Here is a 26,338-nt window from a genome sequence, read left to right on the forward strand (position 1 = left end):
TCTGTCTTACTCTCGGTAATTGTTTTAAAACTTCAATAAATGGGAACGGTTAAGTAAATAACAAAGGAGTGAGCATGAATGAATTTATTAGAATTTCATAAAAAAATAAAAGGCTATACTCAATCGAAACAACCTGGCAGTGAGAAGGATATGGATCCAAGACCAGTATCAGAATTAGATGAATATAAAGCTGCAGGTAAATTAAAAGGTAAAGTAGCACTTATTACTGGTGGTGACTCAGGTATTGGTCGCTCAGTAGCAATCTTATTTGCGAAAGAAGGCGCAAATGTTGCTATCGGTTATTATAATGAACATGAAGATGCTGAAGAAACAGTTAATCATCTTAAAGACATCGGCGTAGAAGCGAAAGCTTACGCACATGATTTAAAAGATGAACAACAATCTAAAGATTTAGTGGAAAATGTAGTTAATGACTTTGGCGGTTTAAATATCTTAGTTAATAACGGTGCAGTTCAATTTCCACAAGATGATTTCTTAGATATTACGCCAGAACAATTCAAAGAAACATTTGATACAAATATCTTTGGTATGTTCTTCTTATCACAAGCAGCTGTGCCTCACTTACATGAAAATGATACAATCATTAACACAACAAGTGTTACGGCTTATCGTGGTTCAGGTCACTTAATTGATTATTCTTCAACTAAAGGTGCGATTGTATCATTCACTCGTTCATTAGCGACTACATTAATGGAGAAAAATATTCGTGTAAACGGCGTCGCTCCTGGTCCAATTTATACACCACTTATTCCATCTACATTTGATGAAGATAAAGTGGAAAATCAAGGTGGCGACACACCAATGGGTAGACGTGGCCAACCAGCAGAACTTGCACCTGCCTATGTATTCTTAGCTACTAATGCAGATAGCTCTTATATTACAGGTCAAATTATCCATGTAAATGGTGGAGATTATATTACGTCATAATATGACATAATTATAAAGATTAAAGTCCCTGGAAGTGAATTTGCTTCTAGGGGCTTTTTAATTTTTTACTATTAATAAGTAATGGACTTTTCGTGCTAAATGAGCAAAGATTGTTTAAACTTTAACTAAATATAAAAGTAGGTGAGACATATGACTGAAAAAGATAAAATGTTAGCGCATCAATGGTATGATGCTAATTTCGATGAAGCATTAGACGCGGATCGTGTTCGTGCAAAAGACTTATGCTTTGAACTCAATCATACGCACCCAAGCAATAAAGAAAAAAGAAAAGAAATACTAACCGAATTATTTGGATACGAAGCGGAGAACTTAGCGCTAATGAGTCCATTTGATACGGATTATGGTTGGAATGTGAAACTAGGACGAAATGTATTTGTAAATAGCAATTGCTACTTTATGGATGGCGGAGGTATCACTATTGGTAATGACGTCTTTATTGGTCCTTCATGTGGTTTTTATACCGCGCATCATCCACTTACATACAAAGAACGTAATAAAGGTCTTGAACTAGCACAGCCTATTACAATTGGTAATAATATTTGGTTTGGCGGAAATGTCGTAGTGACGCCTGGGGTCACTATTGGTGATGGTTCAGTTATTGCAGCTGGGAGTGTAGTAACAAAAGATGTACCAGAGAATAGTTTAGTCGCTGGCGTTCCAGCCAAAGTGATACGAACAATTACTGAAGACGATACACCTAAAATAAGTGACTTGTGATAACTATAAAACCTCTAAGCGTATGATATAAATACAACTTAGAGGTTTTAAATTGTTAATTTAATTATATATACAATTTTTATTATTATAAGCTAGATAGGCTTTAATACCTTCATCAATAGTATATTGAGGTGCATATCCTAAGGCTTGAAGTGGCGTAATGTCAGCACAAGAATGCTTAATATCGCCAAGTCGTGGTGCTTTAAATGTATATGGAATGCTATATCCGAAGCCCTTTTCAAAAGCACTAAAGACCGCTTTCAAATTGGTTTGTGATCCAGTGCCTACGTTATAAATTTGACCGTTTGTTTCAGAAGATTGAACGGCTAACCATAATGCAGAAATTAAATCATCAATATAAACAAAATCACGCGTTTGTTCGCCATCTCCATAGAAAGTAAACTCGGATTGATGGATGAATTTATTATTCATAATTGATAAAACACCCGAATAATCAGAATTTGGGTTTTGTCTAGGACCATAAACATTAAAGAATCTTAAACAAGCACAAGGAATTTGATAGAGATTATTATAAATTTTAGCATATTGTTCTCCTGAAAATTTCTGTATCGCGTACGGAGAAAGTGGGAAAACTTTTGATTCAGAAACTGACTTTGGCAAACCAGGTAGATTACCATAAACTGCTGCTGAAGAAGCAAATATTAATTTTTTAATATTTGGATTCCATTTACGTGTCGCTTCTAATAAATTGACTGTCGCTTTAATGTTTACTTCATTAGAAAGTTGAGGTTTTTCTATCGTTTCAACGACGCTTACCATAGCTGCTAGATGAATAATATAATCAAATTGTTCTTTTTTGATTAAATGCGTTACAAAGTTGAAATCAGTGATATCTTTTATATAAATATTTTCTTTTTTAACAAAAGGGATATTTTCCAAAAAGCCAGTGCTAAGATTATCTATAACATGAACGTCGATGTTTTCATTAATAAATTTTTCTACTACATGAGAGCCAATAAAACCTGCTCCCCCTGTAATTAATACTTTCATAAATATACTTCCTTTTCTCTAGATGTCGGTAATTTGTGCTGATTATATTATACTGCATTTTTATAAAATTATGAATTGAATATAAAATAATATTATTTTACAAAATGTAAATGTGAAAGAAAAGTGTCCATTATTTAGACAAGTAAAACTTTTCAGAAAACTGAGTGTAAGCGATTGCAAAATGGAGTAACTACATAGTAAAATGAAGGTAATGATACGAATTATCATTTCATGTAAGGCAAGTTTTAAATCAAGTGTTTTAAATTCTTACAAATACATAGGGGGTAATTAAGAATGGTAGTACCTTTCAAAAATGAACCTGGGATTGATTTTTCAGTACAAGAAAATGTGGAAAGATTTCAAAAAACATTAGAACAAGTAAAAAGTGAGTTAGGTCAAACACTTCCAATTGTTATTGATGGGGAGCATATTACTAAAGATGATACATTCGATTCAATTAATCCAGCGAATACTTCTGAAGTGATTGCTAAAGTTTCAAAAGCAACTAAAGAAGACGTGGACAAAGCATTTGAATCTTCAAATAAAGCCTATAAAGAGTGGCGTAAATGGTCACACAGAGATCGTGCAGAATTATTATTACGTGTAGCAGCAATCATTCGTCGTCGTAAAGAAGAAATTTCTGCTGTTATGGTATATGAAGCAGGTAAACCATGGGATGAAGCGGTTGGTGACGCTGCAGAAGGTATTGATTTCCTTGAATATTATGCACGTTCAATGATGGATTTAGCTGAAGGTAAACCAGTATTAGACCGTGAAGGCGAACATAATAGATATTTCTACAAACCTATTGGTACTGGTGTAACGATTCCGCCATGGAACTTCCCATTCGCAATTATGGCTGGTACAACAATGGCACCTGTAGTTGCAGGTAACACAGTATTATTAAAACCAGCTGAAGATACAGTTTTAACAGCTTACAAATTAATCGAAATCTTAGAAGAAGCAGGTCTTCCTAAAGGGGTAGTAAACTTTGTACCTGGTGATCCTAAAGAAATCGGTGATTACTTAGTAGATTCAGTGCATACACACTTTGTAACATTTACTGGTTCACGTGCAACTGGTACACGCATCTATGAACGCAGTGCTGTTGTTCAAGAAGGCCAAACATTCTTAAAACGTGTCATCGCTGAAATGGGCGGTAAAGATGCGATTGTTGTAGATGAGAATATTGATACTGACTTAGCAGCACAATCAATCGTAACATCTGCATTTGGCTTCTCAGGTCAAAAATGTTCAGCATGTTCACGTGCCATCGTACACAGCTCTGTATATGATGAAGTATTAGAAAAAGCAATTGAATTAACAAAAGACCTTACAGTAGGTAATACTGTAGATAATACTTTTATGGGTCCAGTTATTAATAAAAAACAATTTGATAAAATTAAAAAATATATCGAAATTGGTGGTGAAGAAGGTAAAATTGAAATCGGTGGCGAAGCTGACGATTCAACAGGTTACTTCATTAAACCAACCATTATTTCAGGCTTAAAATCTTCTGACCAAGTGATGCAAGAAGAAATCTTCGGTCCAGTCGTTGGCTTTACTAAATTTGATAACTTTGAAGAAGCAATCGAAATTGCTAACGATACAGATTACGGTTTAACAGGTGCAGTCATCACTAATAACCGTGAAAACTGGATTAAAGCAGTAAATGAATTCGATGTAGGTAACTTATACTTAAATCGTGGTTGTACTGCAGCAGTTGTAGGTTACCATCCATTCGGTGGTTTCAAAATGTCAGGTACAGATGCTAAAACTGGTAGCCCAGACTACTTATTAAACTTCTTAGAACAAAAAGTCGTTTCAGAAATGTTCTAAATTATAAATTTAAATGGGAGCCTCTCGTAGTAGAGTGCTCCCATTTGCTATATGTTATGACATTTTAGAATAATCTTGGCCATTCAACATCCAACGTACACCGTATTTGTCAGTAAATACGCCCATTTTACCACCCCAAAATTGTTCTGCAAATGGTAATTCGATATTAAGTGATTCATGATCTTTAATCTTATTGTAGAATTGTTGAACTTTTTCTGCATCTTCTTGATCATTAACGTCGAAATCAATTAATAGAGAAATGCCGTTATTAATATTTGCTACGCGTCCAAATGAGTCAGAACACAGAATTTTAACGCCTAGAACTTCGAATTCAGCATGCATAGTAGAATCTTCAACTTGTTCTTTAGTCATTCCGAAATCTTCTGCTTGGTTTTCTCCTACTTTTAATCGATTGATTTTAGTGGCACCAAACACATTTTCATAATACTCAAGTGCATCTTTAGCTTTTTCAAAAGACAAATATGGATGTAATTCAGTCATTTTACTTCCCCTTTTAAAATTAATGGCTTACAAGTACAATTTTATAAAATTCCAACGTGAAAGTCGATGATTTACTGACTACTTAACTTTTATATTAACGAGCTTGTGAAACATCTCATCCATCTCTTTAGGACTAAACGTCGAATTTTCATTTCGTTCCCATTCTAGAAAGCTAGTTAATACTGCGCCAAAGACATAAAACACTAAACTTGATGGTATTGAATTATCTATAGCATTCGGTGCATATTATCTTTAAATTCATTTTTTAAAAATTCAATTAAATAATTATTTCGAGCCTTCTCAAATTCTTTATCTTCTTGTTGTTTCACTTCAATACGAGAAATTTCCTCTCTATTGAAAGTAGTGGCTAAGGTATAAAAAGGATTATTTAAGCGCTCTTTAATATCTACAGAAAAATAAGCATTATGCGTTAACTTTAATAAGTAATTTAATAATTCATATTTATCATAAAAATGCTTATAAAACGTCGTACGATGTATTTGTGCATTTTCGCAAATTTTATTAACAGAAATGTTAGAGAACATTTCTTTTTCAAGTAAAAGATACAAGCTTCGAGTTAATGCCTTTTTAGTTTTAATCACTCTTAAATCTATATCGTTCATGTTATATTCCCCAAACATGTACACAATATAAAAAATAGAAGTAATACATATTATATAATTATAAGTTATATTTATACACAAATAAACCAATGATACCAAATATTTTGTGAATTAATAATAAAATATAAATAATTCATTTATTAAAATAATATATAAGTGTGCGAAAGAAACGTGGGTTTCAAAATTGTCACAAAGGGTATATTATTTAAAATAATCATTATAAATATGAAAAATTATTTAACAAATTTTAGTAATATAGTATTTTTTATAAAATTTTTCAATATTATCTATGGTTTTTATAAAAATACTCTATATGGGAGGATTAAGTACGATGAAAGGTAGTAAAAGATTAGATCAAATTAAAGAAGATAACAAAAAACAACTAAAAAAATTATTTAAATATGATAAAAGTAACGCATTATCATTTAGTAAAGAAGACCGTGAAAAAGTTCAAGACAAATACGGTGTATATGTGATTTTCGATAAAAAAACACCAATCTTTGTCGGACAAACTGGTGGTTTTTCTACAGGATACCAACCAATTACTAAAGATTTATTCAATAAATTAGGACAATATAATTTAAAATCTGGCGTTGGAACTACTAAGTTCAAAAAAGCTTTAGCTCAAGAAAAAGGCGTAAGCGAAGATGATATTAAAAATATTACTGCTGAAGAATATGGATTAAAATTCCAATATGTAAACGTCAAAGATGAACCAGCATTTATTAACGTTTTAGAAATTTTAGCTTTAGAATATGCTAAAGACAAAGGTTATGAATTATATAATTTCTAATATAATAAACAAGGGAGTGCACTATATTAAGTTATAGTGCACTCTCTTTTTATGTTAAAGATGTTTAGTTTCTTTTTTAGTATTTCTGTATTTATGTTTATAATAGCTTGAAAGTTTCAAATCGTGAATAAATGAAATCAGCGGTCTAATCATCATTTGGATACTTCCAATTACAAAAAGCACTGTCCCTGCAAATACAGTATTGTCACTAAAAAAAAACTTCCCACTAAAAAGATTAAACCTAATACAATATCATTAATTTGATATAAAGCTTTATAAAAGAATGATATTTGTTTAGCGTGGTCATCTTCATTAAATTTATTCGTATTGAAATGTAAATCAACGTCATCTTTATTCAAACCTGCCATCAGCAATTCCTCCATTACTTTAATAATTGAAGTTTCCCGTTGTACATTCATTCCAAACTTCGTCATAATAACCACAAAGGAGTGAGAGTCATGCCTTATTCAATGCTATATACATCGCCCGTGCAGAATTTAGAAATTATTAGTGATGGTACTGCAATTACACACGTATTGTACAAATATAATTCTTCAGATTTAGAGTATCCGACACATTCGAATTTAGCTATTTTCGGAAAAGTAAAGCAATGGTTGGACGACTATTTCTTAGGAAATAACCCTACAATTGATTTTCCATTAAAACCTCAAGGAACTGAATTTCAACGACTCGTTTGGAAAGTTTTACAAGGTATTGAATACGGTGAGTTTGTAACGTATGGAGATGTTGCTAAACAAGTAGGTAAAACACTAAATAAGCCTAAAATGTCAGCCCAAGCAGTAGGGGGCGCAGTAGGTAAAAATCCAATTTCAATTATCATTCCATGTCACCGTGTAGTAGGAAAAGACGGAAGTTTAACAGGGTATGGAGGTACAATTGATAACAAAATTAAATTATTAGAAATCGAAAAAGCCGATATGACAAACCTATACAGACCATCCCATTCCACAAAACCATAAAAAAGAAGCCGTACTAACACGACTTCCATTTAACATATTATTTTGACTATAAATTAAAACATAAATCATAAAATGACTTTGTTTGAAGCTTAATAAAACATAATCATTATGAGCCTCAGGACTACACCACTTAGGAAAGAAATTCGAGAGATGAACAACAAGTGACGTTGTGTGACGCCCGAGGGAGCAGCGATTTAATGGACTTAAGTGCTTACACACTTAAGTAAGTAGTTCTAAGATAGATTACGAAGTGTAGTTGTGAAGACTCCTGTATTGATTATTAATGAACATAAGTGCTATGGCACTTATGTAAGATATTCTAAAGATGAACTACGAATGACGTTGTGTGACGCCTGAGGGAGCAGGATGAGTGTCGAGACCAAGGCTCGACCCAGCCCCCTAGGCAAGCATCACAACGAAACTAGTGGCTGTCCATCTAAGAATTTCTTAACAACTAGAGCGCAATGAAAATCCATTTATAGATTATTCAGGACGATGATATTGTCTAATATCTTCTTCAATACTTTCTAAATAGAAGATATCCTTGTCGTCTTCAGATTTCTCAGCAACATGATCAAACTCTAACTCATCAAAACGGTTAAAGTATGCTTCATACGTTTCCACTGAAACTTCTTCACGATGATTCAATAATGCTTTATGACCTTCTTTATCTAAATGATTTTCAAAGCCATCAACTAACGTAGCACTAAAGAATTCGCCAACTGAACCAGAACCATAACTGAATAAACCAATCGTTTGTCCAGCTTTTAAGTCTCTATTTTCAAGTAAAGAAATTAAACTTAAATATAAAGAACCAGTATAAATGTTACCTACATAACGGTTATAGTATACAGCATCTTCATAACCAGCAGTTAAACGCTCTTGTGTCGTTTCGTCCGCATCATTAATAATTGAATCTAATGCTTTTTTACCCATCTTAGTGAATGGAACATGGAAACATAATGATTCGAAATCAGATAATGATTTACCTTCACGACGTGCATATTCTCCCCAACTTTCTTGGAAAGATTTAATATAAGCATCTTTAGATAATGCACCAGCTACAAGTGGATATTTATGGCCTGTTGGTCGCCAGAAATCATACACATCTTCAGTGTATGCCACAGCATCATCATTTAATTCTAAAATGCTAGGATTATGAGAAATCACCATTGCAACTGCACCGGCACCTTGAGTGGGTTCACCGCCTGATTGGATACCATAACGTGCTGTATCGCTCGCGATGACTAACACTTTCTCGTTAGGACGTTTCTCAAGATAATCTTTTGCAAGTTGAATCGCTGGTGTTGCCGCGTAACATGCTTCTTTCATTTCGAAACAACGAGCAAATGGTTGAATATCTAATAAGTTGTGAATTTGAACAGTAGCTGCTTTTGCATTATCAATTGCTGATTCAGTAGCGACGATAACCATTCCGATATGTTTTTTATCATCTTCTGTTATAATATCCTTAGCAGCATTAGCTCCCATAGATACGATATCTTGTGATACTGGACTTACAGCCATTTGGGTTTGTCCAATACCTATTAAAAATTTATTTGGATCAACTTGGCGTGCTTCTGCAAGTTTAGCCATGTCTACATAGTATTTAGGGACGTAAAAATTAATTTTATCGATACCTATACTCACGGGCATTACATCCTTTCAAAATAGTAGTATTAATCATATTAATAATAGAAACGTTATATAAATAATCAAAATATTATAAAATTTCGGGAAGCGTTTTCATTCAAAGTGTTGAAATGCATAATTAAATATTGTTTAATGCTATTAAATGTAATAGTAATGCTTGAACCAACATTGAATGAAACGTTTATTTCATTGCTATTATTAACAATCATATTAGTAATCATTTTACCAAAATCAATAACTAAAATACAATTATATATAAACTACATACAAGGAGATAAAGAATGAAAAAAATCGCTATTGTAAGTGCCAAAAGAACACCAATTGGCAGATATAAAGGGAAATTGAGAAACTATTCAGCAGTAGAACTAGGTACGACTGCATTAAAAGGTGCAATCGATGCCATTGATATCGACCCTAGCACAATCCAACAAGTCATCTTTGGTAATGTGTTACAAAGTGGTGTTGGACAAAACCCAGCGCGTCAAATCGCTATTAAAGCAGGTATTCCAGATGCGACGCCAGCAATGACAATCAATGAAGTATGTGGCTCAGGATTAAAAGCCATTATCTTAGGTAAACAATTGATTCAATTAGGTGAAGCGGACGTAGTAGCAGTTGGTGGTGTAGAAAGTATGACAAATGCACCACAACTTATTTTAAAAGAAGGCGAAGAACCTGTTGAGAGCTTCATGCATGACGGCTTAACAGATGCTTTCCATTACGTACCAATGGGCGTGACTGCTGAAAATATTGCTGAGAAATATGACATCACGCGTGAAATGCAAGATGAATTTGCGAATAATTCACAACTTAAAGCTGCTAAAGCGACAGAAGCAGGTAAGTTTGATAACGAAATTATCACGATGAAAGACGCTGAAGGCGAAGCGATGACATCAGATGAAGGTGTGCGTCCAAATACAAGTGTAGAGAAACTTGCGACGTTAAAGACCATTTTCAAAGAGAACGGTACAGTGACTGGTGGGAATGCTTCAAGCATTAATGATGGTTCATCTGCGTTAATCTTAATGGAAGAATCATATGCGAAAGAACATGGTTTCGAAATTCTTGGTATTATTGGCGATTACGCAGAAGTTGGTTGTGATCCACAATTCATGGGATATGCACCATTCTACGCAGTTGAAAAGTTATTAGAAAAAACGAATAGCAAAATCGACAACGTTGATATCGTAGAAATGACGGAAGCATTTGCAGCTCAAAGTATTCCAGTTAAAGACAATTTACATATTACTGATGAGAAGTTGAACATCTACGGTGGAGCGATTGCTTTAGGTCATCCAATTGGCGCAAGTGGTGCACGCTTAGTAACAACATTAGTGAACGCGCTTGAACAAGAAGACAAACAAACAGGTATCGCAACTGCTTGTATCGGTGGCGGTTTAGGTATCGCATTAATGGTTGAAAAAGGGGCACAGTAAAATGAAGAGTTTAGACAAAGCGTTTCGTCATTTATCACGTGAAGATAAGTTGAAACAATTAGTCGAATACGGTTGGTTAAATGACGATAATTATGGGGTATTACGCAACAATCCGATGATTAATGAAGAAGTAGCCAATAGTTTAATCGAAAATGTGATTGGACAAGGCACATTACCAGTAGGGTTATTACCTAAAATTATTGTTGATGACAAAGAATATGTTGTGCCAATGATGGTGGAAGAACCTTCTGTGGTTGCAGCAGCAAGTTATGGTGCGAAACTAGTTAACAATACTGGCGGTTTCAAAACGGTTAAGAGTGAGCGTTTGATGATTGGACAAATCGTCTTTGATGCAGTAGAAGATACAGAGGCCTTAGCGCAGGATATTAAAAATATTGAGCCTCAAATTAAACAAATCGCTGATGAAGCGTATCCATCTATCATTGAACGCGGTGGCGGTTATCGTCGTATTGATATTGATACATTCCCTGAGCAACAATTGCTATCTCTAAAGGTCTTTGTAGATACGAAAGATGCGATGGGCGCCAATATGCTTAACACAATTTTAGAAGCGATTACAGCTCATTTGAAAAATGAGTTCCCCAACCGCGACGTGTTAATGAGTATTTTATCAAATCATGCTACAGCGTCTGTTGTACGTGTACAAGGTGAAATCAAAGTCGAAGATCTAAATAGAGGAGAACGTTCAGGTGAAAAAGTAGCTAAACGTATGGAACGTGCTTCAGTACTTGCACAAGTAGATATTCATCGTGCAGCGACACATAATAAAGGTGTCATGAACGGTATTCATGCAGTAGTATTAGCCACAGGTAATGATACACGTGGTGCAGAAGCAAGTGCACATGCGTATGCGGGTCGTGATGGTCAATACCGAGGTATTGCTACATGGAAATATGATGAAGACCGCGGTCGTCTTGTGGGTACCATTGAAGTACCGATGACTTTAGCGATTGTCGGTGGTGGCACGAAAGTATTGCCAATCGCTAAGGCTTCATTAGATCTATTAAATGTAGAAACGGCACAAGAACTTGGACAAGTCGTTGCTGCCGTAGGATTAGCACAAAACTTTTCAGCATGCAGAGCCTTAGTCTCTGAAGGTATTCAAAAAGGCCATATGAGCTTACAATATAAATCATTAGCGATTGTTGTAGGTGCTCAAGGTGATGAAATTGCTAAAGTAGCAGACGCTTTAAAACAAGAACCTAAAGCCAATACTGCTGCTGCACAACGTATTTTAGAAGAATTAAGAAATTAATAATAAAGTATGAATAGAATGTAGGTTTAGCATGCGAATGTTAAGCCTACTTTTTTAATGAAAAGAAAAAATCCCTTAATGAGGTAAGTAAGACATTGGTACTTATCTCATTAAGGGATTCTTATATATTTAAAGATCATTAAATTTAGTAAATGTAGTTATAACTGCGTGCAGCACTTCTGCTTAAGTAACGTGTGCCGTATCCAAGTGGTACGTTATAGTTATATTCTGATACTAAAATGCTTCCATTATTATAAACGCGTTCTACAACGGCTACGTGGCCATAATATCCTGCAGTTGATTGCATTACTGCGTAGCGACGAGGAACGTGGCCTGTTCTATATCTTGAACGTTGTGCATTGTAATACCAGTTCTTTGCGTTGCCCCATCTATTTGAAACAGGTTTACCTAATTGAGCGCGACGTTAGTATGCCCACCAAGTACATTGCCCTCTATTGTAATAGTTATATGATGCAGCGTGAGAAACGTGCGTGTGTTCAATATTTTGATATGTGAAAGTTCCAGCGAACATGATTCCAGTAGCTAATAAAAGACGTGATAATAATTTTTTGAATTTCATTTTGTTCTCCCCAAAATATAAAATACTTAAAAACTGTATTTATCATATTCGCTAAAAAGGTGTAATACAATATAAGAAATCAATTATACAAGTAAATGTAATATGTATGAAATATTCCATTAAGTTTTGTAACTAATTTTACAAATTTGTGATTTTAGTAAAGTAAAAGGGGTATGTTGTAAAAAGAAAAAGAAAACGAACGCCCCGAAAGGCGTCCGTCATCTGAGATGATACTTCCATGAATGTATAACTACATTATTAGAAATCATACATTTGTGAATTGGTTAAAAACAGACAAAGCTCTTTTAACAATAGTCACCGGTATGTTTTCTAGACACGGATTATGTCGAAAGTATGTCAATATTTCGATTTGGCTCTTCACGTCTCTAGGGAAATTGTTATCTTGATTAATCCAATTTACCAATTCACCTAATGGTGTGTCATCACCAACAAAATTTTGCATAAATTCGTAAAAGCTCAATGCCTCACCTCGATATTCAATTTAAGCCGTTACGATTACAACATTTTTTGCAAAATAAAAATACCAATGAGTTTAATTTAAATTGAATACAAATATATTATTTTAGATTAATTGAGTATTTTATAGTAATGAAAATATGATTTTGTATAACGTATAGCGTGTGCGTGTATATGTTATCAAAGTCATATTTTTTATATTTATCATTTTATGTAAGCGTACCGTAATGGATTTTAATTTTCCAAAAAATAAATTTGTGTATAATATTAGTAGAAGTAAAAGCAAAGAGGGTGAGCATTTGGATATCAAACATATGAAGTACTTTATGGAAGTTGTAAATCAAGGTGGTATGACAAATGCTTCAAAGTCTTTATATATCGCCCAACCGACAATCAGTAAAGCGATTAAAGATATAGAAAATGAGCTCAAGATGACGTTATTTGATCGTCAAAAACGTTATTTAGTGCTTACTGATGCAGGTAAGGTATTCTATAAAAAGTGTGAAGAAATTATCGCATTATATGATAATATTCCTTATGAAATCAATGGGCTACTTGGGCTTGAAACAGGTCATATTAATATTGGTATGTCTGCCGTGATGGACATGCAACACTTTATATATATTCTAGGTGAGTTCCATAAACTCTATCCGAACGTGACATACAATTTGAATGAAAGTGGCGGTAAGTCAATTGAAACGCGTTTGATTAACGACCAAATCGATATCGGTATTACGACAATTCCTATTAATGAGAATGTCTTTGACTATTTGTCATTATATAGTGAGGATTTAAGATTAGTAGTCAGCGGTGAACATGAGTTGGCGATGCGCGATTCAGTGACGATGGCTGATTTGAAGAATGAAGACTTCATCATGTTCAATGAAGATTTCTATCTTAACGATAAGATTATTGCGGCTGCTAAGAATTCTGGCTTCATACCCAATACAGTTTCAAATGTGTCGCAATGGAATTTTATAGAGTATCTATTGTTGGCGCAGTTAGGGGTAAGTATTTTACCGGAACATATTGCGAGCATGTTAAAAGATAATATTAAAAGCATCAAGATTGAAGATCCAGGTATGCGTTGGGAACTTGGCGCAATATGGAAGAAAGATAAATTACTAAGTCATGCCACTTCAAAGTGGATTGAATTTATGAGTGAACGCTTAAAATACGACTGATTATTTGAATCATTCGCTGAGAAGCGGGAAAGTGAAATCTTCTAATTACAGTAGATTTCATTGGCCTGCTTTTCTTTTATTTGAAAATGAAAACAATATGGCATAGCGCAAACAAAACTGACTTTTTCTAAAATAAAACGGTTACATAGAAAAAAACTATAGATAACATTTAAAATGAGTATTTTTATAGTTTTTCAACATAAATTACAATTATGAATATAGTTTTAAATTTAGCTGTAACAATTTAGACATATTTTAGTGGAGGTTCAGTCACCTTGAAAAAAGCGCTCATAATTGCACAAATTATCGTTCAAGTTGCCATTATTATAGTCATTAGTTATATAGGAAGTTTGCTGCAAGATCTCTTACACATTCCACTTGCTGGCAGTATTGTAGGTATGATTTTGCTATATCTTTTATTAGAATTTAAAATCCTTCGCATTAACTGGATATCAGAAGGTGCAGAATTTTTATTATCGACGATGGTGTTCTTCTTTATCCCATCAGTTGTCGGTATTATGGATGTTTTTTCTAATATTACTAAGAGCTATATCATCTTCTTCTTATTAATTATAGTAGGTACAAGTTGTGTTGCCCTTGTTTCAGGTTATATCGCTGAAAAAATGGTAAAAGAACCTAATACCAAGAAAGGTAATGAGTTAAGATGATATTAAAAGCAATTTTTATGATATTGTTAACCGTCGTAATGTACCTATTGGCAAAAAGGTTACAATTTAAATATAACAATCCATTGTTAAACCCTGCCTTAATCGGTTCTATTGGTGTGATTATCGTTTTATTAGCTACACATCAAAATTATCATGATTATATGGCTGGTGGTAAATGGATTAATCATTTACTAAACGCGACTGTTGTGTGTTTAGCGTATCCACTTTATAAGAATCGACATAAAATCATTGAGAATATGAGTATCATATTTTCAAGCGTAATGGCTGGAGTCATTCTTAATTTTGTGTTAGTGTTTAGTTCGTTAAAGTTGTTAGGTTACTCTGAAAAAACGATTGTGACAATATTACCTCGTTCCATCACAGCTGCTGTAGGCATCGAAGTATCTCATGAATTAGGTGGTACAGATACGATTACCGTATTATTCATTATTACTACAGGGCTAATAGGGAGTATGATGGGTTCAATGTTATTGAAAGTAGGTAATTTCAAAACATCGATCGCAAGAGGCTTAACATACGGTAACGCATCACATGCGTTTGGCACGGCAAAAGCGTTAGAACATGATATTGAATCTGGCGCGTTTAGTTCAATTGGAATGATATTAACAGCTGTAATTAGTTCAATACTTATTCCAATTATGATTATTTTATTTTATTAATGGGAATATGAAATAAGTACTCGTACAAGTTAGGAAAGGAGCTATTTGTTAAAATGGCGAAAATTAAAGCAAATGAAGCATTAGTCAAAGCATTAGAAGCATGGAAAATTGATCACCTATATGGTATCCCAGGGGACTCTGTTGACGCAGTAGTAGATAGCTTACGTACAGTAAGAGATTCATTTAAATTCTATCACGTACGTCACGAAGAAGTAGCAAGTTTAGCAGCTGCTTCATACACTAAAATTACAGGGAAAATTGGTGTAGCATTAAGTATCGGTGGTCCTGGTGTTGTTCACTTATTAAACGGTATGTATGACGCTAAAATGGACCGTGTACCTCAACTTATTATTGCTGGTCAAACTAACAGCACATTATTAGGTACTAAAGCATTCCAAGAAACAAATATTTCTAAAATGGTTGATGACGTAGCAGTATTCCATCACCAAATTCAAAAAGGCGATAACGTATTCGACGTTGTTAATGATGCAATCCGTACTGCTTATGAAAAACGCGGTGTTGCTGTAGTTATCTGTCCTAACGACTTATTAACTCAAAAAATCAAAGATACAACGAATCGCCCAGTAGATACAATCAAACCTAAAGCACCATCACCAACATTCCGTAGTATTAAAAAAGCAACTAAATTAATCGATAAAAGTAAAAAACCAGTTATGCTTATCGGTGTAGGTGCTCAAAATGCTAAAGAAGAATTACGTGAATTTATCGAAGCGGCAAAAATTCCAGTAATTCACACATTACCAGCTAAAACAATTTTACCTGATGACCACCCATACAGCATTGGTAACTTAGGTAAAATCGGTACGAAAACATCTTACCAAACAATTCAAGATGCTGACTTATTAATCATGGCAGGTACAAACTACCCTTACGTAGATTACCTACCTAAGAAAAATATCAAAGCAATTCAAATCGATACTAACCCAGATGTAATTGGTAAACGTTTCAATATTAACGTTGGTATCGTTGGTGACACTAAAGTTGCTTTCCATCAATTAACTGAAAGCATTAGACACGTTCCAAATCGCCCATTCTTAGAGAAAACTTTACAACGTAAAGCTGTTTGGGATAAATGGATGGAACAAGATATGAGCAACGAAAGTTCTCCAATTCGTCCAGAACGCTTAATGAAATCAATTAGTAAATTCAGCACTGACGATGCTGTATTCTCAATTGACGTTGGTACTTCAACAGTTTGGTCAACTCGTTACTTAAACTTATCTGTAAATAATAAATTCATTATTTCATCATGGTTAGGTACAATGGGTTGCGGTCTTCCAGGTGCTATCGCTTCTAAAATTGCTTACCCTAAACGTCAAGCAATTTCAATCACTGGTGACGGTGCCTTCCAAATGGTAATGCAAGACTTTGCAACTGCTGTTCAATATGATTTACCAATGACAATCTTTGTTATGAACAACAAACAATTATCATTCATTAAATATGAACAACAAGCTGCCGGTGAATTAGAATATGCGATTGATTTCTCTGATATGGATCACGCTAAATTCGCTGAAGCTGCAGGCGGTAAAGGTTATGTCTTAAAAGACCCTAACCGTATCGATGAAGTTGTAGAAGCTGCATTAAATGAAAATGTACCAACTATCGTTGACGTACATGTTGATCCAAATGCTGCGCCATTACCAGGTAAAATTGTTAATGAAGAAGCAATCAACTATGGTAAATGGGCTTACAGATCAATCACTGAAGATAAAAAATTAGACTTCGATGAAATTCCACCAATTTCAGTAGCAGCTAAACGTTTCTTATAATATCAATTCTTTAGGGAAGCTTACCTTAACAGGTAAGCTTCTTTTTTATGTGTACATAATTAAAGTAGTTCTAAGATAGATACTCACTCACTTAAGTTGAGATGCTTGCCTAGGGGGCTGGGTCGAGCCTTGGTCTCGACACTCATCCTGCTCCCTCAGGCGTCACACAACGTCATTCGTAGTTCATCTTTAGAATTTCTTACATAAGTGCCATAGCACTTATGTTCATTAATAATCAATACAGGAGTCTTCACAACTACACTTCGTAATCTACCTTAGAACTACTTACGTAAGTGTTTGAACACTTACGTTTGTTAATAAACTTAAATCCCTCAGGCGTCACTCAACTACGTTTCATTTTCTATCTTAGAACTACTTACATAAGAAACTTTAGCGTTTAGAGGTATTAAATTAATAATAAATGCAATTTCACAACTTCTGTTCGTAATTTATCGTAAGATTATTTTTTAGTATGTAAGAACTTAATTTTTAAGACTTCTTTTCTAATGAGGAATTAATATAACGATAGTTTTTATGTAATATTTAAGTTTTGTAGAAATAATTTTAAAAAACGATAAAGTGGGAAAAAAGTATTGAAAACGTTTTACTATGTGTATATAATAAAAAATAATTAAAAAAAGAACTGCGTGTTACTATTAAATTAGGCATAAGCAAATTAGAGATTAAGATATATTAAACGTCTTAATTAGGATACAAAATAGCTATGATGATTACTTTACATATTAGTAATAGGTTAATTATAAGGCTCTGTAATTTGTATCCTTGAAAGTAGAAAAGATGACGGGAGAGATTTACGCTCATTAAAATGAGTATGAATTGCGATTGCGTTGTCTTAAACATACTTTCCTCTATTTGCTTATGTCTTCTTTGTTGTCATAAAGTTCGTAAAATTAGTTTAGAAGGGAATAGGGCTTATGTTTAAGAAGTTTTTCGGTCAATTGCAACGTATTGGTAAAGCGTTAATGTTACCAGTTGCGATTTTACCAGCTGCTGGTATTTTACTTGCGTTCGGTAATGCAATGCATAACGAACAATTAGTTAAACTAGCGCCATGGTTAAAAATGGATGTCTTCGTCATGATTTCATCTGTCATGGAAGCAGCTGGACAAATTATCTTTGATAACTTGCCGTTGCTATTTGCAGTCGGTACAGCACTTGGACTAGCTGGTGGTGACGGGGTTGCCGCTTTAGCTGCTTTAGTAGGTTACTTAATTATGAATGCGACAATGGGTAAAGTAATGAATATCACAATTGATGATATTTATAGCTACGCAAATGGCGCAAAAGAATTAAGCCAAGCTAATAAATTACCAGCGAACGCTTTAATCTTAGGTATTCCAACACTTCAAACAGGTGTGTTTGGTGGTATCATCATGGGGGCACTTGCAGCATGGTGTTACAATAAATATTACAATATTACGTTACCAGCATTCTTAGGCTTCTTTGCAGGTAAACGTTTCGTACCAATTGTTACGTCAGTCGTAGCAATCATCACAGGTATCGTATTAAGTTTCGTTTGGCCACCAATCCAAGATGGTTTAAACGGTTTATCTAAGTTCTTATTAAATAAGAACTTAACATTAACAACATTTATCTTTGGTATTATTGAACGTTCATTAATTCCATTTGGTTTACACCACATCTTCTATGCACCATTCTGGTTTGAATTTGGTCAATATAAAGATCATGCAGGTGACTTAATTCGTGGTGACCAACGTATTTGGATGGCACAATTAAAAGATGGCGTACCATTTACAGCAGGGGCATTCACAACTGGTAAATATCCATTTATGATGTTCGGTCTTCCAGCTGCAGCTTTCGCAATCTACAGAAATGCACGTCCAGAACGTAAAAAAGTTGTTGGTGGTTTAATGTTATCAGCAGCTTTAACATCATTCTTAACTGGTATCACTGAGCCATTAGAATTCTCATTCTTATTTGTGGCACCATTATTATATGTCATTCACGTATTGTTAGCGGGTACATCATTCTTAGTCATGCACCTTCTAGATGTGAAGATTGGTATGACATTCTCTGGTGGATTTATCGATTATATCCTTTATGGTTTATTAAACTGGGATCGAACATACGCATTATTAGTCATTCCAGTAGGTTTAGTTTATGCGGTTGTTTACTACTTCTTATTTAGCTTTGCAATTAAGAAATTTAATCTTAAAACACCAGGTCGTGAAGACCAAGAACAAGAAATCCGTAACTCAAGTGTTGCGAAATTACCATTCGACGTTTTAGACGCAATGGGTGGTAAAGAAAACATCAAACATTTAGACGCATGTATCACACGTTTACGTGTTGAAGTAAATGATAAATCTAAAGTAGATGTTCAAGGATTAAAAGCATTAGGTGCTTCAGGTGTACTTGAAGTTGGAAATAATATGCAAGCTATCTTTGGTCCTAAATCTGACCAGATTAAACACGATATGGCGTTAATCATGAAGGGTGAAATCACTAAACCTAGTGAGACAACTGTGACTGAAGAAGTTTCAGATGAACCAGTTCATCTTGAAGACGTGAAAGAAACAGAAATTTATGCACCAGGTACGGGTCACATTATTCCATTATCAGAAGTGCCTGATAAAGTGTTCTCTGAAAAAATGATGGGTGATGGCGTTGGATTTGTTCCAGAAAAAGGAGAAATCGTAGCACCATTTGATGGTACGGTTAAGACCATTTTCCCAACTAAACATGCCATTGGATTAGAGTCAGATACTGGCGTAGAAGTATTAATTCACATTGGAATTGATACAGTGAAATTAAACGGTGAAGGTTTCGAAAGTTTAGTTAATGCGGATGAGCCTGTAACACAAGGTCAACCGTTAATGAAGATTAACTTAGCGTACTTACAAGAACATGCACCTAGCATCGTAACACCAGTGATTATTACAAATTTAGGCGATAAAACATTAACAGTTGAAGATGTGAAGTCAGTTGATCCTGGTAAAGCAATCATGAAAGTTAAATAATTTATAGATAAACCTCTTGTCAGCAATAATGGCAGGAGGTTTATTTTTGTGAAAAATAATTTACCAAAGTTCTATAGCACTATAGAGTAATAGAATCGTGATAATTACATTGATCACTTTATAATGTAGTTGATAGATTCGATTCATCATTTGTCCTAAAAGACTCCATACGATTGCACCAGCAATACCGATGATAATAAGTAAAATAGAGCGTATGTATGTAGAATTCCAAGCATTAGGTAATGTGAACGTGGTCAAACCAGTTAAAAAATATAACATCGCTTTGACATTAGTAGCTTGAATAAGTATTCCTTTAAGTACAGGACGTTTTAATGCTTCTTTAGCGCTATCAGGCTTTGAGATCAAAACATGGTATGCAAGATAAAGTAGGTAAAGCGTACCGATTATTTTCATAATAAAAATAAAATTATGATTATGTTTTAAAGGTTCGGAGAATATTAAAGCAATAGTCAATGTAAATAAAATACCTATAAAAACACCTAAATTAAAAGGTAATGATCGTATAAAACCTTTACGCTGACCTTCAGACATTGCCATGATAGTATTTGGACCAGGTGTGAATGACATTGTAGTAATAAAAAGTAAGTAAGAGAACAATCCGCATTTCTCCTCTCAAAAATAGTGAATAGGACTATTCTAGCACTATTGAATATATAAATGTAACAAAAATTAGATAATTCTGATAATTGAAAGTGTATTCTATGACTTATCATTTATCAATACCAAATGCACTGAAATCATATTCATCTAAATTAGCAGTTGTGCCGCCAACTAATACATCCTGTAAGTTTATTTATTTAAGGGAAATAATATATAATAAGATTGAATAATGACTTAAAGGAGATTATATTTATGGAACATGAAGGCTTATTAGTAGCTGAAACAGAAATAGAAGTGAATAATTATGATATTGATGCGATGGGTATAGTAAGCAATATTGTATATGTGCGTTGGTTCGAGGATTTACGTACAATATTCATTAATGAATATATGACATTCTCTGAAATGATGAAACAGCACATTTCTCCAATATTAATGAGAACTGAAATAGACTATAAAGTGCCTATTACAATTCACGACAAACCTGTAGGACGCTGTTGGTATGTTAAAGGTAGTCGTTTAAAATGGGTCTTTAAATTTGAAATTGCATCTGGAGATAAAGTACACTGTGTAGGTTATCAAACAGGCGGCTTCTTTGATTTAGAACAGCAAAAGATTACTAAAATGCCAGAAGTATTCCAAAATATTCTTAAAAAAGATTAAATACTTGAATCAGAGGTGAACATAATGATAGAACAACTTAACAATATAGAACAATATCAACAATTTATAGAGACGCATCCGTTAGCTGTCATTCATGTTATGCGTGACCACTGTTCAGTATGTCATGCTGTGCTACCTCAAATTCAAGATATCGTAAACGAATATAATCATGCTGCGTTTGGCGTCATTAATCAATCTGAAGTAGAAGCCATTGCTGGGACAATAATAAAATGTCTCAGCCTTCGTTAATATTTGACAGTAGCTGACTGTTTTGAAAATGCGCGTAAATCAAGCTTTTTTCAAACCTAGTCATCCTTGCCTGGCGGGCGGGGCCCTAACATAGAGATTTTCGCAAAGAAAGTCTACAAACAAAGCAAGCTGGGGATACAACCAAATTATTTTAATGTCTGTCCCGCTCCCTTTCTTTTTACATGAGATTATCTATAATTCCATCAGCACGTTGTTGGTATTCTGTAATAATTTCGCCAGATTTTTTTAGTTTTGACAATTCTTCTTTTGATAGTGCTAATTCGATAATTCGATCGGCTCCATTTATAATTGTAGGAGTGCCAATATATATTGTTTAAACCGTATTCTCCTTCAACATAACTTGATACATTCATAATAATATTTTTATTAAAAAGAATTGCTTCTACTATGCGAACTAAACTTAAAGAAATACCAAAATTGGTTGTTCCTTTTCGCACATAAATATCGTAACCTACTTGAGTAGTTTGTGATGAAATTGAATTCTTGAATGATGTGATATCTGTGTCATTGCCAAGCAATTTTAATACTGGTTCACCTGCTATTTGAGCGTGTGACCAAACATGAACTTGCGAATCACCATGTTCACCTATAACCGGAGCATATACGTTATGAGGAGCTACATCAAAAGTACGGCTTAAGAAGAATTCGAAGCGAGCAGTGTCAAGAGATGTACCTGAACCAATGACTCGGTTTTTAGGGAAGTTAGATACATTTTTAATGACATAGCTCATAATATCAACTGGATTTGAAGGTAATACAAAATAACCATCAAAGCCGTTATCGATAATTTGTTGAACCATAGGTACAAAGATATTCACGTTATCTTCAAGAAGTTTAAGGCGTGTTTCTCCTTTGTCTAGTTTAGCGCTAGCACAAATAACTACAATATCAGCATCTGCACAATCAGAGTATGTTCCTAGATGAACATCGACAAAGCTGTCACTAAAAGGTGTAGCATGATTTAAATCCCATACATCAGCTTTGGCTTTATCTTCATCAATATCAATAATGGCGAGTTCGTCAACTAATCCTTTTGCTACTAAAGCGTGTGCAAACGCAGAGCCTACGTATCCACTACCAATAAGCACAATTTTATTTCGTGTCACAATCAAGAACCTACTTCCTTCTTATATTTTGAAAATTCTTATAATTTAGTATAAGAATACCATTTTGTTAACAAAAGAAAACCCATGAATCGTTCGTTATTATGAAATGTTTTTTACTAAAATAATGCAATATAAAGGTTTATAATTAATTAATGTATAGGAGGGCATTAAAAAATGAAAAAAAGATTATTATCAGTCATGACTTCAGGTGTATTAGGCTGGCTTGCTTATATTAAAATTAAAGAAAAACGCAGTTATCAAAGTTATTTAAGAGAGAAATTTATTCGCCTATCAGGTATGAAAAAAACTTTCGAGAATATAGACGATGCGAAAAAAGCACTCGAAGCAACTAAGGAGATGACTGCAGGCAAATATGATGGCACGAGTTATGAGTTTGAACACGGTGTTAGAATCAAAGACTGGCATGGTTCTTTAACTTACATCTTAAATGACAAACGTGATCGTCAACAAAAAGTAGTGCTATACGTCCATGGTGGTGCTTGGTTCCAAGATCCATTGGAAGAACATTTCCAATTTATTGATAAATTAGCTGGAGAGTTAAATGCTAAAATCGTAATGCCAATCTATCCTAAGGTGCCTCATCGCGATTATCGTACTACATTCCAATTATTAAAAGAACTTTATGAAAAACAACTTATGTTAGTAGAGAGTGCGAGTCAACTTACAATTATGGGTGATTCTGCTGGTGGACAAATTACCTTATCATTTGCACAATATTTAAAAGAAACGACTCAGTTACAACAACCTGGTCATCTTGTCTTAGTATCTCCAGTATTAGACGGCACATTTAGTAATCCAGAAACAAAAGAATATGAAAAGATTGATCCAATGCTTGGTATTGATGGTAGTAAATACTTTATTGAATTATGGGCAGGCGACCTACCTATCGAAGACTATAGAATTTCACCAATAAACGGTACGCTTGAAGGATTAGGTCGTATATCAATCTTTATTGGTACTAAAGAATCGTTATATCCTGATGCATTAAAATTATCTAAAATGTTAAGTGAAAAAGGCATAGACCATGATTTTACGCCAGGCTATAATTTGTTCCATATTTATCCAGTCTTTCCATTACCTGAACAACAAAAATTCTTCTCGCAAATTAAAAAAATTATTAAATAAATATTTACATTTAACTGCTCTTTAAAAATTGATAATTAGAGAGCAGTTATTTTTATACCTTTATTTTATGAATTTGAATAGTATTTTCATAACAAATGAAATTAATGTAAATATAAACTGTATGTGTGTAGTTATTAAAAGTAAGTAAAAACCGTTTTTTTAATTGTTTAGTGGGAATTTGCTTTATAGATACATAAAGTATCTAAAATTTAATTTAGGGGAGGCATTATTAATCATGGCAGAAGAGAAGAAAATGAGTTGTGAAGAAGCGGGTAAAAAGGGCGGAGAAACAACAGCAGAAAATCAAGATAAAGAATTTTATCAAGAAATCGGAGAAAAAGGCGGGAAAAACTCATAATTTTTAAATATACATCATGGAAAAAATAAGGCGTGAGAATGATTTAATATAGGTCATTTCCACGCTTTTATATTTAACATATTTACATTTCTGGTTGCTTTTTCAATGATAAGACGAGTATGAGTAGCAGTATCAACACGATACCAATAATTTGAATAGACTTAAATGAGACATCAAGCCACAACGCACTTGTAACCACGGCAATAACGGGTTCAATTGTACCCAGTAGTGTCGTTTCTTTAGGAGAAAGGTATTTCAAACTATCGATAAAGAGATAGAATGCTAAAGCTGTTCCAGCGATAATCCCAAAAATGAGATATCCTATCGTAGACGGTGCCATTTGAGTTAAGGGCACTTGCCAAATCGGATGCTTAAAATTCATTGCAATACCTGAAATAATCATTGCCCAACCTACGACTAAGATAGAAGGAAACTTTTCAATTAAGCCAGTAGCATAAATTGTATAAAAGGCTAGTGCAATGCCTGAAATAATCCCCCACATTAGGCTGGTAGGGGAGACAACTAGATGTGAAATAGACCCATTTGTGAGTAATAAAAATGTGCCGATTAATGTCATCGCAATGGCTAAAATATCAAAAGGACGAAACACATCTAACCCGCGAATGACAAACCAAATAATAATGTAAACGGGTGCTATGTATTGTAGTAAAGTAGCGACGGCTACATTCCCCGTAGCAATCGAAGACATGTAGGCGTATTGTACAAATAGCATGCCTAATAAACTATAAATAAGTAAACTGATGAATGTTTTTAAATTTTTAAAAACAACTAATATAGAACGCTTTGGATATAATACTTTGTAAACGCCCAGAAGGAAGATACCGCTAACAATAAGACGTGCAGTCACATACCAATCTACATCTATACCACGTTGGTTAAATAATAAGTCAGAAACGGTGCCACCCAATCCCCATAACGTAGCCCCAATAATAGCGAAGAGCACACCTTTTAATCTATGTTGTGAGTGAGCCATTCAATGCACCTCCATCTATTTTGTTAAATTATAAATCTCATAATATAATGTTTTTAAATAATATAATACTCAAATAGTGTTAAAAACTATCAAGATATTGAGGTGTTTAAGAATGAGTAAATATATGATTATCACTGATGATTTAGAAGAAAAGATTAAATATCCAGATGGACGTTGGCCTCACGTTATTTTACATACTAAGTTAAATGAAACTTTACTAGGTTACATACCGCTACATTGGCACTACGCTTTACAGTTTATGTATGTGACAGAGGGAATGATTAAGGTTAAGATAGCAGATAATGAGATAGTGATTGAACAAGGAGAAGGGCTATTTATTAATTCAAATATTGTTCATGAAATTCGTGAGGTTCGGTCTAATTCGCGTTTTTATTGCTGGAATATAGGATTACCTGATGTAACAGACTATATTAATTTTAAATATATGAGTTATATTATTGATCAAGCACCTGTGGTTCCATATATCAAATTAGAACGTCATAATGAAGAAGATGTGTGTTTACTGGATAGTATTGAAAAAGTAGGACAGACTTACATTGCACAAAAAGGATATTATCAACTTGAAGTGCTCAGTGAATTTTATCGATGTCTTAATTATTTATTATTAATTTTTGGAAAATATAATAAATCAAATCATTACTTTTTTGATCCAAGAGTTAAACAATATATTGAATATTTACAATCGCATTATCACAAAAAATTACGTTACAAGAGCTCAGTCAATTGATACAGATAAGTGAAGCGGAAACAATTAAATTATTTAAACGATTTGTGGGCGATACGCCGTTCAACTATCTTCAAAATTATCGTTTAGGACAAAGCGCTAAGCAATTAATGTATATGAAGCATAGTGTCACAGAAGTAGCGATGGCGTGTGGTTTCTCAACAACGAGTTATTTTATTCAAATGTTTAAACAAAAGTATGAACTTACGCCTAAACAATTTCAAACTCAATATGCTAAAAATTTTAAATAAAA

At 33.8% G+C, this 26,338-nt stretch carries 23 protein-coding genes and 5 pseudogenes; 18 read left to right on the forward strand and 10 right to left on the reverse strand.

Going from position 1 to position 26,338, the window contains the following annotated elements; all coding sequences use genetic code 11:
* The first annotated feature begins 78 nt into the window (after positions 1-78).
* The gene (locus LIX58_RS06360) at positions 79-948 is read left to right on the forward strand and encodes an SDR family oxidoreductase (protein WP_226386178.1); all 870 of its coding nucleotides are present in this window, start codon (positions 79-81) and stop codon (positions 946-948) included.
* A 150-nt stretch (positions 949-1,098) separates the two neighbouring features.
* Positions 1,099-1,686 (forward strand): sugar O-acetyltransferase, encoded by a 588-nt coding sequence (locus tag LIX58_RS06365; protein WP_226386179.1) that lies wholly within the window; start codon positions 1,099-1,101, stop codon positions 1,684-1,686.
* Between the two features lie 60 nt (positions 1,687-1,746).
* Here LIX58_RS06365 and LIX58_RS06370 read toward each other — a convergent pair whose 3' ends face one another.
* A complete protein-coding gene (locus tag LIX58_RS06370) occupies positions 1,747-2,697 on the reverse strand; it encodes an NAD-dependent epimerase/dehydratase family protein (protein WP_154837376.1) in 951 nt (316 codons plus the stop codon).
* Between the two features lie 294 nt (positions 2,698-2,991).
* Between LIX58_RS06370 and pruA the strand changes: the two genes are divergently transcribed.
* On the forward strand, positions 2,992-4,536 hold the full coding sequence (gene pruA, locus LIX58_RS06375; RefSeq protein ID WP_154837374.1) for an L-glutamate gamma-semialdehyde dehydrogenase: 1,545 nt from the start codon (positions 2,992-2,994) through the stop codon (positions 4,534-4,536).
* A 54-nt stretch (positions 4,537-4,590) separates the two neighbouring features.
* On the opposite strand, the gene LIX58_RS06380 is transcribed toward pruA, so the two are convergent.
* Complete coding sequence (locus LIX58_RS06380; RefSeq protein WP_154837372.1) at positions 4,591-5,037, reverse strand: VOC family protein; 447 nt, start codon at positions 5,035-5,037, stop codon at positions 4,591-4,593.
* A 78-nt stretch (positions 5,038-5,115) separates the two neighbouring features.
* Positions 5,116-5,660, reverse strand: a pseudogene (locus tag LIX58_RS06385) (TetR/AcrR family transcriptional regulator).
* 331 nt (positions 5,661-5,991) lie between these two features.
* On the opposite strand from LIX58_RS06385, the gene LIX58_RS06390 reads away from it, so the two are divergent.
* A complete protein-coding gene (locus tag LIX58_RS06390; protein ID WP_126565467.1) occupies positions 5,992-6,453 on the forward strand; it encodes a hypothetical protein in 462 nt (153 codons plus the stop codon).
* Positions 6,454-6,507: 54 nt separating this feature from the next.
* Here the strand turns inward: LIX58_RS06390 and LIX58_RS06395 are convergent.
* Positions 6,508-6,821: pseudogene (locus tag LIX58_RS06395) on the reverse strand (YrhK family protein).
* Between the two features lie 90 nt (positions 6,822-6,911).
* Between LIX58_RS06395 and LIX58_RS06400 the strand changes: the two are divergent.
* Positions 6,912-7,433: a methylated-DNA--[protein]-cysteine S-methyltransferase gene (locus LIX58_RS06400; protein WP_154837370.1), complete on the forward strand. Its 522-nt coding sequence runs from the start codon at positions 6,912-6,914 to the stop codon at positions 7,431-7,433.
* 483 nt (positions 7,434-7,916) lie between these two features.
* Here the strand turns inward: LIX58_RS06400 and LIX58_RS06405 are convergent, their stop codons facing one another.
* Positions 7,917-9,083, reverse strand: coding sequence for a hydroxymethylglutaryl-CoA synthase (locus LIX58_RS06405; RefSeq protein ID WP_154837368.1), 1,167 nt, complete (start codon positions 9,081-9,083; stop codon positions 7,917-7,919).
* Between the two features lie 284 nt (positions 9,084-9,367).
* Here LIX58_RS06405 and LIX58_RS06410 point away from each other — a divergent pair, with 284 nt between their 5' ends.
* Positions 9,368-10,522 carry a thiolase family protein gene (locus LIX58_RS06410; protein ID WP_154837366.1) on the forward strand — a complete coding sequence of 385 codons (1,155 nt, stop codon included), beginning with the start codon at positions 9,368-9,370 and terminating at the stop codon, positions 10,520-10,522.
* Position 10,523: 1 nt separating this feature from the next.
* Complete coding sequence (locus tag LIX58_RS06415) at positions 10,524-11,798, forward strand: hydroxymethylglutaryl-CoA reductase, degradative (RefSeq protein WP_154837364.1); 1,275 nt, start codon at positions 10,524-10,526, stop codon at positions 11,796-11,798.
* A 145-nt stretch (positions 11,799-11,943) separates the two neighbouring features.
* Here the strand turns inward: LIX58_RS06415 and LIX58_RS06420 are convergent.
* Together LIX58_RS06420 and LIX58_RS06425 are read right to left on the reverse strand one after the other, a co-directional pair.
* Positions 11,944-12,378, reverse strand: a pseudogene (locus tag LIX58_RS06420) (CHAP domain-containing protein).
* A 265-nt stretch (positions 12,379-12,643) separates the two neighbouring features.
* The gene (locus LIX58_RS06425) at positions 12,644-12,859 is read right to left on the reverse strand and encodes a sterile alpha motif-like domain-containing protein (protein WP_154837362.1); all 216 of its coding nucleotides are present in this window, start codon (positions 12,857-12,859) and stop codon (positions 12,644-12,646) included.
* A 295-nt stretch (positions 12,860-13,154) separates the two neighbouring features.
* On the opposite strand from LIX58_RS06425, the gene cidR reads away from it, so the two are divergent.
* The 5 genes from cidR to ptsG all read left to right on the forward strand — a co-directional run bounded on the left by cidR (position 13,155) and on the right by ptsG (position 20,182).
* Positions 13,155-14,039, forward strand: a complete 885-nt coding sequence (cidR, locus tag LIX58_RS06430) for a cidABC operon transcriptional activator CidR (RefSeq protein ID WP_154837360.1) — start codon at positions 13,155-13,157, stop codon at positions 14,037-14,039.
* Positions 14,040-14,314: 275 nt separating this feature from the next.
* Positions 14,315-14,707 (forward strand): CidA/LrgA family protein, encoded by a 393-nt coding sequence (locus tag LIX58_RS06435; protein WP_126565476.1) that lies wholly within the window; start codon positions 14,315-14,317, stop codon positions 14,705-14,707.
* Positions 14,704-15,387 carry an LrgB family protein gene (locus LIX58_RS06440; protein ID WP_154837358.1) on the forward strand — a complete coding sequence of 228 codons (684 nt, stop codon included), beginning with the start codon at positions 14,704-14,706 and terminating at the stop codon, positions 15,385-15,387. The genes LIX58_RS06435 and LIX58_RS06440 overlap by 4 nt, the downstream gene beginning before the upstream one ends.
* 53 nt (positions 15,388-15,440) lie before the next feature.
* Positions 15,441-17,180: a pyruvate oxidase gene (locus LIX58_RS06445; protein ID WP_154837356.1), complete on the forward strand. Its 1,740-nt coding sequence runs from the start codon at positions 15,441-15,443 to the stop codon at positions 17,178-17,180.
* 935 nt (positions 17,181-18,115) lie between these two features.
* The gene (gene ptsG / locus LIX58_RS06450) at positions 18,116-20,182 is read left to right on the forward strand and encodes a glucose-specific PTS transporter subunit IIBC (protein WP_154837354.1); all 2,067 of its coding nucleotides are present in this window, start codon (positions 18,116-18,118) and stop codon (positions 20,180-20,182) included.
* Between the two features lie 60 nt (positions 20,183-20,242).
* On the opposite strand, the gene LIX58_RS06455 is transcribed toward ptsG, so the two are convergent.
* Positions 20,243-20,800 (reverse strand): LysE family translocator, encoded by a 558-nt coding sequence (locus LIX58_RS06455; RefSeq protein ID WP_226386180.1) that lies wholly within the window; start codon positions 20,798-20,800, stop codon positions 20,243-20,245.
* 255 nt (positions 20,801-21,055) lie between these two features.
* Here LIX58_RS06455 and LIX58_RS06460 point away from each other — a divergent pair, with 255 nt between their 5' ends.
* Complete coding sequence (locus LIX58_RS06460) at positions 21,056-21,466, forward strand: acyl-CoA thioesterase (RefSeq protein ID WP_126565480.1); 411 nt, start codon at positions 21,056-21,058, stop codon at positions 21,464-21,466.
* Positions 21,467-21,490: 24 nt separating this feature from the next.
* Positions 21,491-21,691 (forward strand): annotated as a pseudogene (locus LIX58_RS06465) (thioredoxin family protein); the annotation flags it as partial.
* 202 nt (positions 21,692-21,893) lie between these two features.
* On the opposite strand, the pseudogene LIX58_RS06470 reads toward LIX58_RS06465, so the two are convergent.
* Positions 21,894-22,842: pseudogene (locus LIX58_RS06470) on the reverse strand (L-lactate dehydrogenase).
* Positions 22,843-23,016: 174 nt separating this feature from the next.
* Between LIX58_RS06470 and LIX58_RS06475 the strand changes: the two are divergent.
* Positions 23,017-23,988: an alpha/beta hydrolase fold domain-containing protein gene (locus tag LIX58_RS06475; protein ID WP_154837350.1), complete on the forward strand. Its 972-nt coding sequence runs from the start codon at positions 23,017-23,019 to the stop codon at positions 23,986-23,988.
* A gap of 235 nt (positions 23,989-24,223) precedes the next feature.
* On the forward strand, positions 24,224-24,346 hold the full coding sequence (locus tag LIX58_RS06480) for a KGG domain-containing protein (protein ID WP_154837348.1): 123 nt from the start codon (positions 24,224-24,226) through the stop codon (positions 24,344-24,346).
* An 82-nt stretch (positions 24,347-24,428) separates the two neighbouring features.
* Here the strand turns inward: LIX58_RS06480 and LIX58_RS06485 are convergent, their stop codons facing one another.
* Positions 24,429-25,340, reverse strand: coding sequence for an EamA family transporter (locus LIX58_RS06485; protein WP_226386181.1), 912 nt, complete (start codon positions 25,338-25,340; stop codon positions 24,429-24,431).
* A gap of 112 nt (positions 25,341-25,452) precedes the next feature.
* Here LIX58_RS06485 and LIX58_RS06490 point away from each other — a divergent pair, with 112 nt between their 5' ends.
* Entirely contained in the window at positions 25,453-26,088 is a 636-nt protein-coding gene (locus tag LIX58_RS06490) for a cupin domain-containing protein (RefSeq protein ID WP_226386182.1), read from the forward strand.
* Positions 26,085-26,336, forward strand: a complete 252-nt coding sequence (locus LIX58_RS06495) for a helix-turn-helix transcriptional regulator (RefSeq protein ID WP_226386183.1) — start codon at positions 26,085-26,087, stop codon at positions 26,334-26,336. Before LIX58_RS06490 ends, LIX58_RS06495 begins: the two co-directional genes overlap by 4 nt.
* The last annotated feature ends 2 nt before the right edge of the window (positions 26,337-26,338 follow it).

This window comes from Staphylococcus sp. Marseille-Q1834 (assembly GCF_916858875.1).
Lineage (GTDB): Bacteria > Bacillota > Bacilli > Staphylococcales > Staphylococcaceae > Staphylococcus > Staphylococcus pragensis.